We start from the raw sequence: 16,224 nt of genomic DNA, 5'->3' as shown, positions 1-16,224 counted from the left end.
CGCGCGTATAGCAATGGCCTTTGGGGGCGTCCAGAGGGATTTGGGGTCAGGCGCGGGTGAATTTCGCCTGCTCGGATAGCGGGCCTTCGGGGGCCGCGAGGCCGCGGGCCGTGAGGTCGATCAGGTGGGCGAGGACGTTGCGGGACGCGGCCGGCCAGAGGCTGCGCGCCACGTCTAGGTAGACTGCCTCTGTGATGTCAGCCGCGCTTTGTGGCGTGCTGCTCAAGCGGGCGACGATCTGTGCTTCTCGCGCCTTGCGATGGGTCACGAGCCAGGCGAGGCGGGCGGCGGGATCGGTGACCGGCGCGCCGTGCCCGGGATAGTAGACGCGGTCTTCGCGGGATTTAAGCAGGGCGCAGCTCGCCATGAAATCGGTGAGATCGCCATCGGGCGGCGAGACGAGCGTGCTGGCCCAGCCCATGACGTGATCTCCCGAAAAGAGCGCCCCGCGCCAGCCAAAGCAGAGGTGATTGCCGAAATGGCCGGGCGTGTGGAGGGCGGTGATGCGCTCGCCGCCGAGGGTGAGGCTTTGGCCGTGAGCCAGTGTGACGTCAGGCACGAAGTCCCGGTCGGCGCCTTCGCCGCCGCCGAGCGCGCCGTCGAGCGAGGCCATGATGGCGGAGGTGCCTGCGCCGGTGGGGCCGAAGGCGTAAACCGGCGCGCCGGACGTGTCCGAAAGAGAGCGGGCGAGGGGAGAATGATCGCGATGGCTGTGCGTGACGAGGATCGCGGCCACCTCGCGGCCCGCGAGCGCGGCGTGGATCGCGGCCGCGTGGCTCTCCTCGTCCGGGCCCGGGTCGATGATCACGGCGGCGTCGCGCCCGAGGAGGTAGGTATTGGTGCCGTCGGCGGTGAGCGGCGAGGGGTTCGGCGCGCGGACAAGCAGCAAGTCTTCTTCGAGCTCGGTCGCAGGCATGCTCTCCTCCCGTCCCCCATGGCCAACCCGGCATGTCCGCCCTAGGCTCGCGCCATGTTCGGCTGGCTCAAACGATACATGCCCCGGGGGCTTTACGGGCGCGCGGCGCTCATCGTGGCGCTGCCGTTTCTCGCGCTCCAGATCATCGTGTCGGTGGTCTTTATCCAGCGGCATTTCGAGGATGTCACCCGGCAAATGGTGAACACCACCTCCGTCATGATCTCCGAAGTGCTGCGGGCCGCCGACGAGACCGGCGTCGCGACGGCGAATGCGGAAGTGGCGGCCCCTCTCGGGATCCGACTATCGCAGGAGCCCTTGCCGGAGGCCCCGGGGCGGCTCTGGTACGATATCTCCGGGCTCACGATCAATTCGCGGATGGAGGAGATCTATGACCTCCGCGCGATCGATCTGAGCAATATCCGGCAGGTGGAGGCGTGGATCGCCTGGCAGGGCGACGTCTATCGCGTGTCGTTCGGGCGTCCCTACGTGTCCGCGCGCAATCCACACCAGCTCCTCGTGCTGATGCTCGTGGCGGGGGCTGTCATGATCCTCATCGCCTTCGTCTACCTGCGCAACCAGCTGCGCCCGATCCGGCGGCTCGCCGCCGCGTCGGAGGCGTTCGGGCGGGGCAGTATCGTGCCCTATACGCCTTCGGGCGCCACCGAGGTCCGCGCGGCAGGGTCTTCGTTCCTGGCCATGCGGGCCCGTATCGAGCGGCAGATCGAGCAGCGCACGCTGATGCTGTCGGGGGTGAGCCACGACCTTCGGACACCGCTCACGCGCATGCGGCTCGCGCTCTCGATGATGGACGAGCCCGAGGCCGCGGATATGCGGCGCGACGTGGACGACATGAACGGGATGATCGATGCCTTTCTCGAATTCGCACGAGTCGGCGCGGCGGAGGAGATGGTGGAAACGGATCTGGGCGCGCTGATCGGCGAGTGCATCGAGGATGTGCGCCGCATGGGCCGCAAGGTCGATCTCGCGGGCGCGCTGCCGGAACTTACCATGGGCGTGCGCCCGATCGGGCTCAAGCGCAGCGTGACGAACCTCCTTTCCAACGCCGCCCGCTATGGCAAGCGGGTGCGGCTCTCCTGCGAGGTGCTCGAGCGCTCGGTGCGCATCCGGGTCGAAGATGACGGGCCCGGGATCTCCGAGGCGGAGCGTGAGGCGGCCACCCGTCCGTTCACACGGCTTGATCCGGCACGGGGGCAAAACGAGGGCGGCTCGGTGGGCCTCGGGCTTGCTATCGCGGCGGACACGGCGCGGCGACACGGGGGTATGCTGCGGCTGGGAGAAAGCGAGGATCTCGGCGGGCTTTCAGCCGACCTGATCCTCGCGCGGTGAGGCGAGCCCTTTGGTTGACCCCCTCGCCGTGTTGCGGATCCCCGCTGTGACTGCTGTCTCGCTGGCGGTAGGCCCGGCAGGACTTGAACCCGCAACCAAAGCGTTATGAGCGCTCTGCTCTAACCAATTGAGCTACAGGCCCGCCGCCCAAGTCGGGTAGGCGAGCGGGCCGATGGCGTCAAGCTTGGCTGTGGGCCCGCGCGCTGCTAGGGGCGGAGGGCAAGGAAAGGACGCGGCATGGCGCATCTCGGCCCCCTCACGCGACGCTTCTTCAAAGTGCTGCTGGCGTCCATGGTGGGCGTGTCGTTGATCGGTATTCTGCTTCTGGCGCTCGCGGGCACGCCTCCGCCTTGGCCACTTCTCCTCCTGCCGATCATGGTCGCGGCTTTCGACGCCGGACGCGAACTGGAGCAGCGCGCGGGCAGAGTCAGTCTCGCCGACGGGGCGCGGGTCGCGGCTGTGTTCCTTGCGGTCACGGTGGGGCTCTATCTCTTCGTGGGGCTCGGCGCGCTGGCCGGGCAGGGCATGCTGGGCATCCTGTCGGGGGGCAGCCTCGTGCGGCTGCTCGGGCCGTTCGCGTTCATGGTGGTGCTCTCATTCGTGCTGATCCGCGCGATGATGTGGTTTGGCGCGCGCACGGTGCGCAAAGCGGGCTAGGCAACGGCTCCGAGCGCTGCTACGCGGCTGCCATGACGGACGGAAAGAACGGCCTGACCTATAGCGCGGCGGGCGTCGACATCGACGCCGGAAACGCGCTCGTGGATCGCATCAAGCCCGCGGCGGCACGGACGGCCCGCGCCGGGGTGATGGCTGGCCTTGGCGGCTTCGGCGCGCTCTTTGATCTCAAGGCAGCGGGCTATGTCGATCCGGTGCTTGTCGCGGCGACAGACGGCGTGGGCACCAAGCTCAAGATCGCCATCGACACCGGGCAGCACGCCACGGTCGGGATTGATCTCGTGGCCATGTGCGTCAACGATCTCGTCTGCCAGGGCGCGGAGCCTCTCTTCTTCCTCGACTACTTCGCCACCGGCGCGCTCGACGTGGACGCGGCCGCGACCGTGATCGAAGGGATCGCGGAGGGCTGCGCGCGTGCGGGCTGCGCGCTCATCGGCGGCGAAACGGCGGAAATGCCGGGCATGTATGCCGCGGGCGATTACGACCTCGCGGGCTTTGCCGTGGGGGCCATGGAGCGCGGCGCGCATCTGCCCTCCGGCGTGAGCCCGGGCGACAGGGTTCTCGGGCTCGCGTCCGACGGGGTGCATTCCAACGGCTATTCGCTGGTGCGCAAGATCGTGGAGCTGAGCGGGCTCGGCTGGGAGGCGCCTTGCCCGTGGGCCGACGGCACCTTGGGCGAAGTGCTCCTCGCGCCCACACGGCTCTATGTCCGGCCAGTGCTTTCAGCCATGGCATCCTCCAAGATCACGGCGCTCGCCCATATCACCGGCGGCGGCCTTACAGAGAACGTCCCGCGCGTCCTGCCCGAGGGCATGGGCGTGGAGATCGACCTCGGCGCGTGGCGCTTGCCGCCTGTTTTCCGCTGGCTGGCGGAAGAGGGGGGGCTGGCCGAGGCGGAGCTCTTGAAGACATTCAACGCGGGCCTCGGCATGGTCGTGGTGACGCCCGAGCCCGCGGCCGCGCGTGCCGCGCTCGAAGCTGCCGGTGAGACGGTCTTCACGCTCGGGACGGTGACGGAGACCCCCGGGGTGACCTACACGGGTCGCCTTACTTGACGAAACGGGTCGCGATTTTTGCGTCCGGCGGTGGATCGAACGCGGCCGCGCTCATCGCGTCCATGGTGGGAGATCATCCCGCGCGGCCCTGTCTCGTTTTTTCCAACGATGCCGAAGCGGGGGTGCTGGAGAAGGCGCGCGCGGCGGGGATCCCAACGGAAGCGGTGAGCCACAAGCCCTTCGGCACGGATCGCACCGCGTTCGAGGCCGAGATATCGCGCCTCATCGCGCCCTACGCCCCTGACATCATCTGCCTTGCAGGCTTCATGCGGGTCCTGACCGGTGGCTTCACCGGGGCCTGGGCCGGGAAGATGCTCAATATCCACCCCTCGCTGCTGCCGAAGTATCGCGGGCTGCACACCCATGCCCGGGCGCTCGAGGCCGGTGACCTGCTCCATGGCTGCACCGTCCACGAGGTCACGGCGGAGCTCGACGATGGCCCGATCCTCGGACAGGCGCAGGTGCCGGTCCGGCCGGGCGACACGCCGGAGACGCTGGCCGCGCGTGTCCTGCAGCAGGAACACATCCTCTACCCGGCCGTTCTGCGCCGCTTTGCCGCCGGAGATCGCACACCTGTGATGATCGACGCCGACGCCTAGCGCCTTTTCATTGCCAAAGTGCACGCGTAGAAGCGCCCGGAACCGCCGGGGAAGAAAAGAGAAAGCACGCCCGCCGATGAAAACCATCACGACGACCGAGGACCTCGCCGCGTTCTGCGCCGATTGCGAGAGCCAGCCCTACATCACCGTCGACACCGAGTTCCTGCGGGAGCGGACGTACTATTCGAAGCTCTGCCTCGTGCAGATCGCCCATCCCGGGGCCGAGAACGCCGCGGTGCTGGTGGACCCGCTCGTCGACGGGCTCTCGCTTGAGCCGATGCTGGCGCTCTTTCGCAATGAGAACGTGGTCAAGGTCTTTCACGCGGCACGGCAGGACCTGGAGATCTTCTTCCTCGAGCACGGCGTCTTCCCGGAGCCGCTTTTCGACACGCAGGTCGCGGCCATGGTCTGCGGATTTGGCGAGCAGGTGGGCTACGAGACCCTCGTCCGCAAGATCGCGAAGGAAGGGCTCGACAAGTCCTCGAGGTTTACGGACTGGTCCCGCCGTCCGCTGACGGACGCGCAAAAGAAATACGCCATCGGCGATGTCACGCATTTGCGCGTGATCTACGAGTTCCTCGCCGCAGAGCTCGAGCGCACGGACCGCGCGCGCTGGGTGCAGGAAGAGCTCGCGATCCTCACCGACCCCGCCACCTACGAGATCGCGCCCGAGACGGCCTGGAAGCGTGTGAAAACGCGGACGACGTCGGCCAAGTTCATGGCCTACGTCAAGGAACTCGCGGAGTTCCGCGAAGGCTACGCGCAGACAAAGAACGTGCCGCGGAGCCGGGTCTACAAGGATGATGCGCTCGTGGAGCTGGCTTCGACGAAGCCAAAGAACATCAACGAGTTGGGCCGCTCACGCCTGCTCCTGCGCGAGGCGAGGAAAGGCGAGATCGCTGACGGGATCCTCGCAGCCGTGGAGCGGGCCAGTGCCATGGGACCAGAGGATTACCCGGAAGTGGATCGCTCGCGCGAGAAGCTCCAGGTGAACCCGGCGCTCGCCGATCTGTTGCGCGTGCTTCTGAAGGCGAAAGCGGACGAGAAGAACGTGGCCCAGAAGCTTATCGCGACGGTGTCAGACCTCGATGCCATTGCCGCGGGGGAGCGTGACCTTGCTGCGCTGAAGGGCTGGCGTCACGAGGTCTTCGGCGCGGATGCCATGCGTCTCTGCGATGGATCCGTGGCGCTCGCTGTGAAAGGCGAGCGCGTGAAGCTTGTTAATCTGTAGCCTTTGAGTGCGGAATTTCCGCGGTGTTAGCGGCGGCGGCTCAGGCTGTTCGACGCGCTCCGCACCGATACGGTGCGCGCGCTGCCGAGCTCCGCATCGGAGAGAAACCGCGCGACGGTGACCTGCCCGCCACCGGGGCCCCGGCCCTGGAAGGCACGGAAATCGAGCGTGATGCCCTCAGCGCTGGCTTGCGCGGTCGTGAGGTCTGCCGAATAGGCGCCGGCGGCCGTTGCGGTGCCCCGGGCCCGGACGATGACGCCGCCCACCGTCGGCGTGACCTCCAGCTCTGATATCGCAGCCACGAGCGGGCGCGCGTCCACGCTCTGAACCACGCGATCGGCGGGCACGAGCGGGCGGATGGTGGCGGGGTCGATGGCGCGGGGCGTGTCGTCTCCCCGGAAGATGTTGAGCGGGTTGAACCTGCTTTCCGAGATCCGTGCACAACCGCCCAGGCAAAGGACGCCCACGAGCATCAGACAAATCAGCCGCGCCATGTTGGCCTCCCCCGCACTTACGCTTATGTGCCTAGCTCAAAGGGAAGCGCCTGAAAAGGCGCGGAATTCAAGGAGCATTTCATGGCGCAGGCCGACTTCGAGGAGATCGTAGAGACGTTCGAGTTCCTCGACGACTGGGAAGACCGCTATCGCCACGTGATCGAGCTGGGGCGGGCGATGCCCGAGATGGACGACGCGCTCAAGGTGCCCGCGACCAAGGTCGAGGGCTGCGCGAGCCAGGTCTGGCTCCATGACGGGGGCGGGCGCGCGCTAAGCTTGCAGGGGGACAGCGACGCGATGATCGTGAAGGGGCTGATCGCGGTGCTGCTCGCGCTCTACAACGGCCTTACGCCCGAGGAAGCGGCCAAGGTCGATGTCCGTGCGGAGCTCGGCCGGCTGAACCTCACAGAGCATTTGAGCTCCCAGCGCTCGAACGGCCTCAAGGCCATGGTTCAGCGCATTCAAGAGACGGCAGCAAAGGCGGCGTAGGCCTCTCAGGTCACTTAGGTCGCCTAGGTCGCGGCGAATACGCGCGAGAGCAGGGCGGCGGCCACAGCGGCGGGCTGCTCCAGCGCATCGCGCGGCTCGCCGGGATGGAAGCGCGCGCGCAGCGCGGTGGGCATGGGCGGCGGTGTCTCGATGACCACCCGCGGCCCGGTGCGGACGGTTTCTGCCTGCCAGGCTTTCGCGAGCGCCATCTGGCCCGCTTTAGTCGCCCCGTAGCTTCCCGAAAACGCCGTGGCGGGCATGGGGTCATCCAAAAAGAGCGCTGTTCCCTCGCGGCCGAGCAGCGGCGCGACATAGCCCACGAGGCGCTGCATGGCGCTGAGATTGGCCTCGACGCTCTTTGACCAATCCTTGTCCTGGATCATCGTGGCCGGAGAGAGCGGCGCGGCATGGATCGCCGTGTGCGCCCAGAAATCCACGCGCCCCCACCTATCATGGATCGAGCGGCACAGGTGCTGCATCGCGCCCGCATCGGTGGCGTCCATGGGGGCGAGCGTTGCCTCGCCGCCCTTCGCCTTGATCCTGTCGTCGAGTTCCTCGAGCGCGCCGATTGTGCGGGCCACGGCGATGACGTGATGCCCGGGCGCCAGCGCCTCGGCTAAGGCTGCCCCGAGCCCGCGGGAGGCACCGGTGATCAGTGCGACCGGGCGCGCATTGTCCGCTTGGTCCTTCATGAGCGTGCCTTCGCGCGGGTGGGCGCTGCCGTCAACCCGCTTCCTCCTGGCCCGGCATGGCCAGCGCGCGGGCCGCGCCGCGGTGCTCCACGATGACGCGTCCGGGCTCGATGGCCAGAATGCGGGCCGTGCCCGCCGTATCTCCTGGCGTGACGCGGAGGACGTCGCTGCCGAGAAGGAGGAGGGCTTCTGGGGCGCTGGCGCTGCCCATGGTTCCCAGGAGGCGGAGGCCGCCATGAGGCAGGGCGTCCTCTTGCGTGGCGAGATTGCCCGCTTGGCCCGCAACTGCATTCGTCATTTTGCTGCTCGTTGGTTGTGCGCGGCGCAGATATCGTCATCGAACTGCGTCCTGAAGAGGCAGAGGCCGCTTTCGCTGCGTCATTGCGGCGCGACCGGGCCATTTCTCGCGGCAAGCTCGAGGGGCATGTAACAAGATTGTTGCACAGCCTCCTTTTGGTGGCTGTATTTTCGCTTTGCGCCGGGGTAGGAGGCGCGGAGCCAACGCAGTCGGAGCGAACGCATGTGCGGAATTCTCGGGGTCGCGAACACATCGGACCCGGTCTTTCCCGAGCTTTACGATGGCCTCCTCATGCTGCAGCACCGCGGGCAGGATGCCTCTGGTATGGTGACCTATGACGGCGAGTTCTTCCGGGAAAGGAAAGAGAACGGCCTCGTCAAGGATGTCTTCCGTCCCGAAGATGCCGAGGTCCTCCGCGGGCGCGTGGGCATCGGGCATTGCCGCTATCCGACGGCGGGCTCGCTCAGTGCCGCCGAGGCGCAGCCCTTTTTCGTGAACGCGCCCTACGGGATCACGCTCGTCCACAATGGCAACATCACCAACACCGCCGAGCAGCGCCAGAAGGTGAAGGGGAAATACTCCCGTCACCTGCGCACCAACAGCGACAGCGAGATCCTTCTCAACGTGCTCGCCGACAAGATTGGCGACGCGATCAAGGTGATGGGCACGACGGACCCCAAGCAGACCGTCTTCGCGGGAGTGAAGATGACGATGGAGCGCGTGCAGGGTGCCTATTCCTGCCTCGCGCTCGTGGACGGGGTGGGCATGCTCGCCTTCCGCGACCCCCATGGCATCCGCCCGCTGAGCGTGGCCGAGCGCAAGAACGACATGTTCGGCTCCGACTATGCCTTCGCCTCCGAGGACGTCGCTTTCGGCATCAACGGCTTCACGAAACTGCGCGACCTGCGCCCGGGGGAGGCGATCCTGATCGACCTCGAGGGGCAGATGCACTCGTTCCAATGCGCGGAGGGGCAGCTCACGCCCTGCATCTTCGAGTATGTGTATCTTGCGCGGCCCGACAGCCTGCTCGACGGCATCTCCGTCTACAAGACGCAGATCCGCATGGGTGAGACGCTGGCGCGCCAGATCGCGGCCTCGGGGCTCGATATCGATGCGATCATCCCGGTGCCGGATTCGGCGCGGCCGGTGGCGCTCGAGGTTGCCAACATCACCGGCATCACCTACCGCGAGGGGCTGGTGAAGAACCGCTACGTGGGCCGCACCTTCATCATGCCGGGGCAGGGGCAAAGGCAGCGGAGCGTGCGCCGGAAGCTCAACGCCGTTCCGCTAGAGTTCAAGGACAAGAACGTGCTCCTCATCGACGACTCGATCGTACGCGGGAACACGATCAAGAAGATCGTGGAAATGTGTCGTGAGGCCGGGGCCGCCAAGGTCTACGTCGCCTCCGCCTCACCTCCGGTCAAATACCCCAACGTCTACGGCATCGACATGCCCACGAAGCGCGAGCTCATCGCGGACGGGCGCTCCATCGAGGACATCCGCGCCGAGCTGGGATGCGACGCGCTCTTCTACCAGAAGCTCGAAGACCTGATCTGGGCCGCGCGGGAGGGCAACCCCGAGATCGCGCAGTTCGATTGCTCCTGCTTCGATGGTGTCTACGTCACGGGCTCCGTGAGCGCGGAGTATCTCGACGACCTCGACGCCTCCGACCGTGTCTCGCAGAAAATGGACGAGCCGGCGCCGTCAGCGTGGAACAGGGAGCGCCTCGCCACCGGGACGTGAGGCCGCGCCTCAGGCCTCATCGCAGGAGGCCATCACCGTGTCGTATTGCGCGGTCACCCAGCTCAGCGCGGCCTCGGGATCCTGCTCCTGGATCGTGTCGGAGAAATTGGCGAAGACGGCCGCAGAGCGCGACTGGTCGATCATGTCGATATTCTGCGCGGTGATGACGGTGTCGTAGATGAAAAAGGCAATCGCCACGAGGAGCACGCCCCGCGCCACCCCGAAGAGAAAGCCGAGCCCCTGATCGACGCTGGCCAGCGGCGAGCGCTGAACGAGCGTGCTCAGAAGCGGGGTGAAGAGCGAGACGACGACGAGCGCCACGAGGAAGACGGCCCCGAAGGAGATCACGACCGAGGGCTCGCAGCTGTCGCCGATGAAATCGCCCACATAGGGCACCTGTCGCACGAGGGGCTGAGCCTGCTCGAGGAAGACGACGCCGAGGATCGCGGCCACGATCCAGCCCGCGATGGCCAGGAGTTCCCGCGTCAGGCCGCGGGAATACGCCAGCAGCGCCGACACCACGATGAGCGCGCCGACGATGCCGTCAATGAGCGTGAAGCCGTCCATCTAACTGCCCTTCGATGGGGACATTGCCCCGAATGTTTCGGTCACAAAGCCTGATAAATCGGGCATTTGTGTGAGCTTTACGCCCTGATCGGCGATGCGCTTGGAAAGCGGTGGCACGATCGCGGCGGTGAAACCAAGTTTCTGAGCTTCTTTCAACCGATTTTCAGCTTGCGACACGGGCCGGAGCGCGCCCGAAAGCGAGATCTCACCGAAGAGGACGGTGTCCTCGGGGAGCGGAGCGTCCTCCCGTGCACTGACGAGGGCCGCGGCCACGGCGAGGTCGGCCGCAGGCTCCGAAATGCGCATGCCACCCGCCACGTTGAGATAGACATCGAGCCCGGCAAAGGGCACGCCGCAGCGCGCCTCGAGCACGGCGAGGATCATGGCGAGCCGCGCGCCGTCCCAGCCCACCACGCTGCGCCTTGCCTGGGCATGGGGCGAGGGGGAGACGAGCGCCTGGATTTCGCAGAGGACGGGCCGCGTGCCCTCGATGCCGGCAAAGACGACCGAGCCCGCCGCGGGCGTGCCGCGCTGGGAGAGGAAGAGGGCGGAGGGGTTTTTCACCTCCACGAGGCCCTTGCCGGTCATCTCGAAGACGCCGATCTCGTCTGCGGGGCCGAAGCGGTTTTTCACCGCGCGCAAGAGGCGGAACTGGTGCCCGCGCTCGCCCTCGAAGTAGAGCACCGTGTCGACCATGTGCTCGACGACGCGGGGGCCCGCGATTTGGCCCTCCTTCGTGACATGGCCCACCATGATGACGGCGATGCCCTTCCGCTTGGCAAAGCTCGTGAGTTCGTGAGCCGCCGAGCGCACCTGTGAGACCGAGCCCGGCGCCGCATCCACGTGATCGGCCCACATCGTCTGGATCGAGTCGATGATGGCGAGGTCTGGCTTCTCGGCATCGAGCGTCGTGAGGATGTCGCGAAGATTGGTTTCCGAGGCAAGGAGCACTGGGCTCTCGGTGAGACCGAGGCGGCTTGCACGCATGCGGACCTGCGCAGCGGCCTCTTCGCCGCTGATATAGATGACCTTCAGCCCGTTCCGTGCGAAGCGCGCTGCCGCCTGCAGAAGGAGGGTCGATTTGCCGATGCCCGGATCGCCGCCCACGAGGAGCGCCGAGGCCTCCACCAGCCCGCCGCCGAGGACCCGGTCAAGCTCCGCCACGCCCGCCTCGGTGCGGGGCGGGGGCGCTTCTTCCGTGGACAGATCCGAGAGATGAAGCGCGCGCCCGCGGGTGGCGCCGAGCGTCTTCTTGCCCGGGCCCGCGGCGGAGAGCCCGCGGTCTTCGGCGATGGTGTTCCACGCGCCGCAGGTGTCGCATTGCCCTGCCCATTTGGAATGAACCGCCCCGCAGGCGCTGCACGCATAGGATGTCTTGGCCATGGCCCGTCATGCCGCGCGGTCGCGCGCTGGGCAAGGGGCGCGTTAGCCGCCGATATAGCGGCGCGTGTAGCGCGCGCCGAGCGAGGTCAGGATCTCGTAGCCGATGGTGCCGGCGGACGTGGCCAGATCATCCACCCGCTGCGCGTGGCAGAGGATATCGAGGGCGTCGGGTACCTCGGGCAGATCGGTGACATCGACCGTGATGAGATCCATGGAAACACGCCCCACGAGTTGGCAGGCCCTGTCGCCGGCATAGAGGCTGGCGTCGCGTCCCACAGCCCGGATGAGGCCGTCGGCATAGCCGCCGGACAGCGTGGCAATGCGGCTCGGTCTATCTGCTTTCCAGATGTTGCCGTAGCCCACCGTCTCGTCCACGGCCACGTCGCGGACCTGGATCACGGGGAGCGAGAGCCGCACGACCGGGGCCGCCTCCGTGAAGGGCGCGCCGCCGTAGAGGCCGATCCCCGGGCGGGTCAGGTTGAAGTGGTACTCCTCGCCCAGAAGGATGCCGCCGGTGGCCGCGAGCGAGCGGGTCTCTGCCACGCCGAGCGTCATCTCGCGAAAGGCCTCGAGCTGTACCGTGTTCATAACGTGGCTGGCCTCGTCCGCGCAGGCGAGATGGGAGATCACCATCTCCGGCGTTCCGGGGAGGGCCTCACGCGCATCGCGCCAATCGTCTGGCTCGAGGCCCAGGCGGTTCATGCCGCTGTCGAGCTGGATGCCGAAGGGGGCATCGGGCAGCGCATCCCGATGTCGGCTCAGTTGCTCGGGGGCATTGAGCATGGGGATGAGATCGTGCGCCGCGATCTCGCCCGCATCGCCTTCCATATGCCCGCCGAAAACGCAGATCCGGGGGCCATCACCAAAAGCCTTCCGAAGCGCCGCGCCTTCCTCGGCCACGGCCACGAAGAAGGTACGACATCCCGCGCGGGCCAGCGCCGTCGAGACCTGCTCAGCCCCGAGCCCGTAGCCGTCCGCCTTCACACAGGCCCCCGTCTCCGCGCGGGACTTGGCGTCGAGCGCCCGCCAGTTCGCAACGAGCGCGTCCAGATCGATGGTGAGAGTGCCGGTGGCCATGCCTGCTTGTCACTTTCGCCAGATGCGCCGTCAACTGGTTACGGCGGCGCGGGCCGTGGGCCGCAGGGGCCCGAGATCGGAAAAGTGAAAATCAGGGGCGTGCAATGGCCAAACTGGCCGGAACTGCATCGTAAAGTGGCAAGACTCTGCCCCTAGAAATCGCCGCGCTCGTTCTGCTGCCAGGGCTTCACGAGATTGCCGAAGCGGGTGAAGCGGCCCTCGAAGCTCAATTCTACGGTGCCGATGGGGCCGTGGCGCTGCTTGCCGATGATGACTTCCGCTTTGCCGTGGAGCCGCTCCATGCGTTCCTGCCATTCGGCCATGGCGTCGAGCTTGTCGTCCGAGGGCTTCTCCCGCTCGGCATAATATTCCTCGCGGAACACGAACATCACCACGTCGGCGTCCTGCTCGATGGAGCCCGATTCACGCAGGTCTGAAAGCTGAGGCCGTTTGTCGTCCCTTGCCTCGACTTGGCGCGATAGCTGGGAGAGGGCTATCACGGGGATGTCGAGTTCTTTGGCGATAGCTTTCAGGCCCTGCGTGATCTCGGAGACCTCGTTGACCCGGCTGTCCTTGGCCGAGGCAGGTCGCACGAGCTGGAGATAGTCGACGATGAGCACGTCGAGCCCGTGGGTCCGCTTGAGGCGGCGGGCGCGCGCGGCGAGCTGGCTGATGGGCAGCGCGGGCGTGTCATCGATGAAGAGAGGGCAGCTTTCGAGCTGCTTGGCCGCTTCCACGAAGCGGCGGAATTCGCCTTCGGTCATGTCGCCGCGACGGATCTGCTCAGAGGGGATTTCGGCCGCCTCCGAGAGGATCCGCGCGGCGAGCTGCTCGGCACTCATTTCGAGGGAGTAGAAGCCAACCACACCGCCATTCACCGCACCTTCCTGACCGTCATGGGTCAGGCCGCGCTTGTAGGCTTTGGCGATGTTGTAGGCGATGTTGGTGGCGAGGGATGTCTTTCCCATCGACGGCCTGCCTGCGAGGATGAGCAGGTCCGACCGGTGAAGGCCGCCCAGCTTCTTGTCCATGTCGATGAGGCCTGTGGAGACGCCTGCGAGCCCCCCATCCCTCTGGTAGGCTGCGTTGGCGACCTGCACGGCGTCTGTGACGGCCTTGAGGAAGCTTTGGAAGCCCGTGTCGCTCTGCCCCTGTTCGGCGAGTTTGTAGAGCACCTGCTCGGCCTCGACGATCTGCTCGCGCGGTTCGCTCGCGACATCCATGCGCGCGGCCCGGTCGGCGATGTCGTGGCCGACGGCGATGAGTTCCCGACGGATCGCGAGATCATAGATCATCTGCGCGTAGTCCCGCGCCGCGAAGGCCGAGATCGCGGCCCCGGCGAGCCGCGCCAGATAGGCCGGTCCGCCAAGCTCCTTGAGGCCCTCATCGTCCTCGAGAAACGCCTTCAGCGTCACCGGAGAGGCCAGCGCATTCTTGGTGATGCGCGCGGCCGCCGTTTCCCAGATCCGGGCATGGACGGGATCGTAGAAGTGCTCCGGCCCAATGACGGATGCCACGCGATCGTAGAGATCGTTGTTCGTCAGGATCGCCCCGAGAAGCTGCTGCTCGGCCTCGATGGAATGGGGCATTTGGTCTGCGGAGGCGCTTTGAATGGCCCCCGTCAGCGTGGCGATCTCGTTCATGCTGCGCTCCTCAATGCGGGAGTGATTAGCCACGCGCGGGTGCGTTGGGAACCTCTGATAAATCTGTGAGTAACCCGGCCCATACAGTGGAGGGTGACAAATTAACGTTGCGTAAGCAATCAATATTTGGGGTCAGCTTCGCCGCAAACCGCAACATGATGAATTCTTTGCGCGCAGAATCAGCGAGTTATCCACGATCCGGGGCGTGCAAAAATCATGTGTACAATTCGCGGCCTACATCCGGGCCGCTTGCCACTCCGCGGGCGCGTGAAGGAATTTCTCAACCTCTTCAAGCGCCTGCGCGGAGAAGGCGCCCTGCGCCCGCGCCTCGGCCAGCACGTCCCACCATGTGCAAAGATGGTGCAGATTCACCCCGTGATCCCCAAGCGTCTTCTCCGTTTCGGGGAAGATCCCGTAATAGAAGATCACCGCGGTGTGGCCGCACTCCGCGCCCGCCTCGCGGATGGCATCGACGAAGGAGAGCTTCGAGCCGCCATCGGTCGTGAGATCTTCCACGAGCAGGACCCGTTCGCCCTCGGCCATGTGGCCCTCAATCCGTGCCCCGCGCCCATAGCCCTTGGGCTTCTTGCGCACGTAGGTCATCGGAAGCGCCATCCGCTCGGCGACGAGCGCGGCAAAGGGGATCCCCGCCGTCTCGCCGCCCGCGATGTTGTCAAAGGCCTCGAAGCCCGCGTCGCGCATGACGGTGGCCACGAGAAAATCCATCAGCGTGCTGCGGATCCGGGGAAAGGAGATGAGCTTCCGGCAATCGATGTAAGACGGCGACGGCCTGCCAGAGGCGAGGATGTAGGGCTCTTCTGGGCGAAAATTCACCGCGCCGATCTCAAGCAGCATCCGCGCTGTCAGGCGCGCCATTTCCTCTTTCGATGCAAAGCTCATCGCTGCGCTCCTTCATCTTTCCATAAGTGTCTTTCCCGGAGTGCCGCCTGAGACGTCACCGCACGCGCCACGCAAGCGGAAATTCGGGATCAAAGAGGATCACCGGCCCTGCGCCCGTCTCGATCCGTGTCGGGTAGTCCGGCGCGACCTTCTCCAGCGTGATCGTCGCCTCGTTGGGCGCGAGCCCGTAGAAGTGTGGCCCGTTGAGCGACGTGAACGCCTCGAGCCGGTCGAGCGCGCCGGCGGCCTCAAAGACATGGGCGAGGCAGCTCATCGTATTCGTAGCCGTGAAGATGCCCGCGCAGCCGCAGGCATTTTCCTTGGCGTCGGTGGCATGGGGCGCACTGTCGGTGCCGAGGAAAAACCGCCGGTCGCCGCTCGTTGCGGCCTTCACGAGAGCGCTGCGATGGGTCTCGCGCTTGGCGATGGGCAGGCAGAAGTAATGGGGCCGGATGCCGCCCTTGAAGAGCGCGTTGCGGTTGATGATGAGGTGATGCGTGGTGATGGTGGCTGCGAGATTGGCGCTCGCGCTGGCCACGTAGGTCACCGCCTCTGACGTCGTGATATGCTCCATGATCACGCGCAGCGCGGGCACGGCGCGGCGGATCGGGTCGAGCACGCGGTCGATGAAGACGGCCTCGCGATCGAAGATATCGATGGCGGGGTCGGTCACCTCACCGTGGACACAGAGCGGCATCCCGATCTCGGCCATGCGCTCGAGCACGGGCCGGACGCGGTCGAAATCCCGCACGCCCGAGGCAGAGTTTGTCGTGGCCCCCGCGGGGTAGAGCTTCGCGGCCGTCACGATGCCCGCGGCATGGGCGGCGGCGAGGTCGCCCGCATCGGTTTCCTCGGTCAGGTAGAGCGTCATCAGCGGCTGGAAGCCGGCCATCTCCGGCGGGAGCGCAGCCATGATGCGCTTGCGATACGAAGCCGCATCCTGACCGGTGAGCACCGGGGGCACGAGGTTCGGCATCACGATCGCGCGTCCGAAATGCCGGGCGGTCTCTGGCAGCACGCCGCGCAGCATCTCTCCGTCGCGAAAGTGGACGTGCCAGTCATCGGGGCGGCGGATCGTGAGCTCTTGCACCATGGCCCGCTCGTAGCGCGGAACG

General features: G+C 66.5%; 17 protein-coding genes and 1 tRNA gene. 7 read left to right on the top strand and 11 right to left on the bottom strand.

The window, feature by feature from the left end; translation table 11 throughout:
- Window positions 1-46: 46 nt before the first annotated feature.
- Window positions 47-916 carry an MBL fold metallo-hydrolase gene (locus AAFM92_06375; protein MEL7299992.1) on the bottom strand — a complete coding sequence of 290 codons (870 nt, stop codon included), beginning with the start codon at window positions 914-916 and terminating at the stop codon, window positions 47-49.
- A 54-nt stretch (window positions 917-970) separates the two neighbouring features.
- Between AAFM92_06375 and AAFM92_06370 the strand changes: the two genes are divergently transcribed.
- Window positions 971-2,263: an ATP-binding protein gene (locus AAFM92_06370; GenBank protein MEL7299991.1), complete on the top strand. Its 1,293-nt coding sequence runs from the start codon at window positions 971-973 to the stop codon at window positions 2,261-2,263.
- Window positions 2,264-2,331: 68 nt separating this feature from the next.
- On the opposite strand, the gene AAFM92_06365 is transcribed toward AAFM92_06370, so the two are convergent.
- Window positions 2,332-2,405: transfer RNA gene (locus tag AAFM92_06365), tRNA-Ile, on the bottom strand.
- A gap of 95 nt (window positions 2,406-2,500) precedes the next feature.
- Between AAFM92_06365 and AAFM92_06360 the strand changes: the two genes are divergently transcribed.
- The 4 genes from AAFM92_06360 (at window position 2,501) to rnd (ending at window position 5,823) form a co-directional block, all read left to right on the top strand.
- Window positions 2,501-2,920, top strand: coding sequence for an ABZJ_00895 family protein (locus AAFM92_06360; GenBank protein ID MEL7299990.1), 420 nt, complete (start codon window positions 2,501-2,503; stop codon window positions 2,918-2,920).
- A gap of 32 nt (window positions 2,921-2,952) precedes the next feature.
- Window positions 2,953-3,993, top strand: coding sequence for a phosphoribosylformylglycinamidine cyclo-ligase (purM, locus tag AAFM92_06355; protein ID MEL7299989.1), 1,041 nt, complete (start codon window positions 2,953-2,955; stop codon window positions 3,991-3,993).
- The gene (gene purN, locus AAFM92_06350) at window positions 3,990-4,592 is read left to right on the top strand and encodes a phosphoribosylglycinamide formyltransferase (protein MEL7299988.1); all 603 of its coding nucleotides are present in this window, start codon (window positions 3,990-3,992) and stop codon (window positions 4,590-4,592) included. Before purM ends, purN begins: the two co-directional genes overlap by 4 nt.
- A gap of 76 nt (window positions 4,593-4,668) precedes the next feature.
- Window positions 4,669-5,823: a ribonuclease D gene (rnd, locus tag AAFM92_06345; protein MEL7299987.1), complete on the top strand. Its 1,155-nt coding sequence runs from the start codon at window positions 4,669-4,671 to the stop codon at window positions 5,821-5,823.
- 26 nt (window positions 5,824-5,849) lie between these two features.
- On the opposite strand, the gene AAFM92_06340 is transcribed toward rnd, so the two are convergent.
- Complete coding sequence (locus AAFM92_06340) at window positions 5,850-6,317, bottom strand: hypothetical protein (protein MEL7299986.1); 468 nt, start codon at window positions 6,315-6,317, stop codon at window positions 5,850-5,852.
- Window positions 6,318-6,398: 81 nt separating this feature from the next.
- Between AAFM92_06340 and AAFM92_06335 the strand changes: the two genes are divergently transcribed.
- Complete coding sequence (locus AAFM92_06335; GenBank protein MEL7299985.1) at window positions 6,399-6,806, top strand: SufE family protein; 408 nt, start codon at window positions 6,399-6,401, stop codon at window positions 6,804-6,806.
- A gap of 23 nt (window positions 6,807-6,829) precedes the next feature.
- On the opposite strand, the gene AAFM92_06330 is transcribed toward AAFM92_06335, so the two are convergent.
- Both AAFM92_06330 and AAFM92_06325 read right to left on the bottom strand, forming a co-directional pair.
- Window positions 6,830-7,498: an SDR family NAD(P)-dependent oxidoreductase gene (locus AAFM92_06330; protein MEL7299984.1), complete on the bottom strand. Its 669-nt coding sequence runs from the start codon at window positions 7,496-7,498 to the stop codon at window positions 6,830-6,832.
- A 31-nt stretch (window positions 7,499-7,529) separates the two neighbouring features.
- Window positions 7,530-7,796, bottom strand: a complete 267-nt coding sequence (locus AAFM92_06325; protein ID MEL7299983.1) for a hypothetical protein — start codon at window positions 7,794-7,796, stop codon at window positions 7,530-7,532.
- A 222-nt stretch (window positions 7,797-8,018) separates the two neighbouring features.
- Here AAFM92_06325 and purF point away from each other — a divergent pair, with 222 nt between their 5' ends.
- The gene (gene purF, locus AAFM92_06320; GenBank protein ID MEL7299982.1) at window positions 8,019-9,539 is read left to right on the top strand and encodes an amidophosphoribosyltransferase; all 1,521 of its coding nucleotides are present in this window, start codon (window positions 8,019-8,021) and stop codon (window positions 9,537-9,539) included.
- A 9-nt stretch (window positions 9,540-9,548) separates the two neighbouring features.
- Here the strand turns inward: purF and AAFM92_06315 are convergent, their stop codons facing one another.
- The 6 genes from AAFM92_06315 to pyrC form a co-directional block, all read right to left on the bottom strand.
- Complete coding sequence (locus AAFM92_06315; protein ID MEL7299981.1) at window positions 9,549-10,106, bottom strand: CvpA family protein; 558 nt, start codon at window positions 10,104-10,106, stop codon at window positions 9,549-9,551.
- Entirely contained in the window at window positions 10,107-11,489 is a 1,383-nt protein-coding gene (gene radA, locus AAFM92_06310) for a DNA repair protein RadA (protein MEL7299980.1), read from the bottom strand.
- A gap of 42 nt (window positions 11,490-11,531) precedes the next feature.
- The gene (alr, locus tag AAFM92_06305) at window positions 11,532-12,566 is read right to left on the bottom strand and encodes an alanine racemase (GenBank protein ID MEL7299979.1); all 1,035 of its coding nucleotides are present in this window, start codon (window positions 12,564-12,566) and stop codon (window positions 11,532-11,534) included.
- Window positions 12,567-12,718: 152 nt separating this feature from the next.
- Window positions 12,719-14,209 (bottom strand): replicative DNA helicase, encoded by a 1,491-nt coding sequence (locus AAFM92_06300; protein ID MEL7299978.1) that lies wholly within the window; start codon window positions 14,207-14,209, stop codon window positions 12,719-12,721.
- A 234-nt stretch (window positions 14,210-14,443) separates the two neighbouring features.
- Entirely contained in the window at window positions 14,444-15,109 is a 666-nt protein-coding gene (locus AAFM92_06295; protein ID MEL7299977.1) for an orotate phosphoribosyltransferase, read from the bottom strand.
- Window positions 15,110-15,164: 55 nt separating this feature from the next.
- Window positions 15,165-16,202, bottom strand: a complete 1,038-nt coding sequence (gene pyrC, locus AAFM92_06290) for a dihydroorotase (GenBank protein ID MEL7299976.1) — start codon at window positions 16,200-16,202, stop codon at window positions 15,165-15,167.
- Window positions 16,203-16,224 lie beyond the last annotated feature (22 nt).

The sequence above is a fragment of the Pseudomonadota bacterium genome (assembly GCA_038533575.1).
GTDB lineage: Bacteria > Pseudomonadota > Alphaproteobacteria > Rhodobacterales > Rhodobacteraceae > Shimia_B.
This window is presented reverse-complemented; position numbering and strand designations above follow the sequence as displayed.

What these genes read in the sequence shown, in the direction of transcription:
- AAFM92_06375 (MEL7299992.1), bottom strand. Translation starts at nt 916, where the DNA reads ATGCCTGCGACCGAGCTCGAAGAAGACTTGCTGCTTGTCCGCGCGCCG.
- AAFM92_06370 (MEL7299991.1), top strand. Translation starts at nt 971, where the DNA reads ATGTTCGGCTGGCTCAAACGATACATGCCCCGGGGGCTTTACGGGCGC.
- AAFM92_06360 (MEL7299990.1), top strand. Translation starts at nt 2,501, where the DNA reads ATGGCGCATCTCGGCCCCCTCACGCGACGCTTCTTCAAAGTGCTGCTG.
- purM (MEL7299989.1), top strand. Translation starts at nt 2,953, where the DNA reads ATGACGGACGGAAAGAACGGCCTGACCTATAGCGCGGCGGGCGTCGAC.
- rnd (MEL7299987.1), top strand. Translation starts at nt 4,669, where the DNA reads ATGAAAACCATCACGACGACCGAGGACCTCGCCGCGTTCTGCGCCGAT.
- AAFM92_06340 (MEL7299986.1), bottom strand. Translation starts at nt 6,317, where the DNA reads ATGGCGCGGCTGATTTGTCTGATGCTCGTGGGCGTCCTTTGCCTGGGC.
- AAFM92_06335 (MEL7299985.1), top strand. Translation starts at nt 6,399, where the DNA reads ATGGCGCAGGCCGACTTCGAGGAGATCGTAGAGACGTTCGAGTTCCTC.
- AAFM92_06330 (MEL7299984.1), bottom strand. Translation starts at nt 7,498, where the DNA reads ATGAAGGACCAAGCGGACAATGCGCGCCCGGTCGCACTGATCACCGGT.
- AAFM92_06325 (MEL7299983.1), bottom strand. Translation starts at nt 7,796, where the DNA reads ATGACGAATGCAGTTGCGGGCCAAGCGGGCAATCTCGCCACGCAAGAG.
- purF (MEL7299982.1), top strand. Translation starts at nt 8,019, where the DNA reads ATGTGCGGAATTCTCGGGGTCGCGAACACATCGGACCCGGTCTTTCCC.
- AAFM92_06315 (MEL7299981.1), bottom strand. Translation starts at nt 10,106, where the DNA reads ATGGACGGCTTCACGCTCATTGACGGCATCGTCGGCGCGCTCATCGTG.
- radA (MEL7299980.1), bottom strand. Translation starts at nt 11,489, where the DNA reads ATGGCCAAGACATCCTATGCGTGCAGCGCCTGCGGGGCGGTTCATTCC.
- alr (MEL7299979.1), bottom strand. Translation starts at nt 12,566, where the DNA reads ATGGCCACCGGCACTCTCACCATCGATCTGGACGCGCTCGTTGCGAAC.
- AAFM92_06300 (MEL7299978.1), bottom strand. Translation starts at nt 14,209, where the DNA reads ATGAACGAGATCGCCACGCTGACGGGGGCCATTCAAAGCGCCTCCGCA.
- AAFM92_06295 (MEL7299977.1), bottom strand. Translation starts at nt 15,109, where the DNA reads ATGAGCTTTGCATCGAAAGAGGAAATGGCGCGCCTGACAGCGCGGATG.
- pyrC (MEL7299976.1), bottom strand. Translation starts at nt 16,202, where the DNA reads ATGGTGCAAGAGCTCACGATCCGCCGCCCCGATGACTGGCACGTCCAC.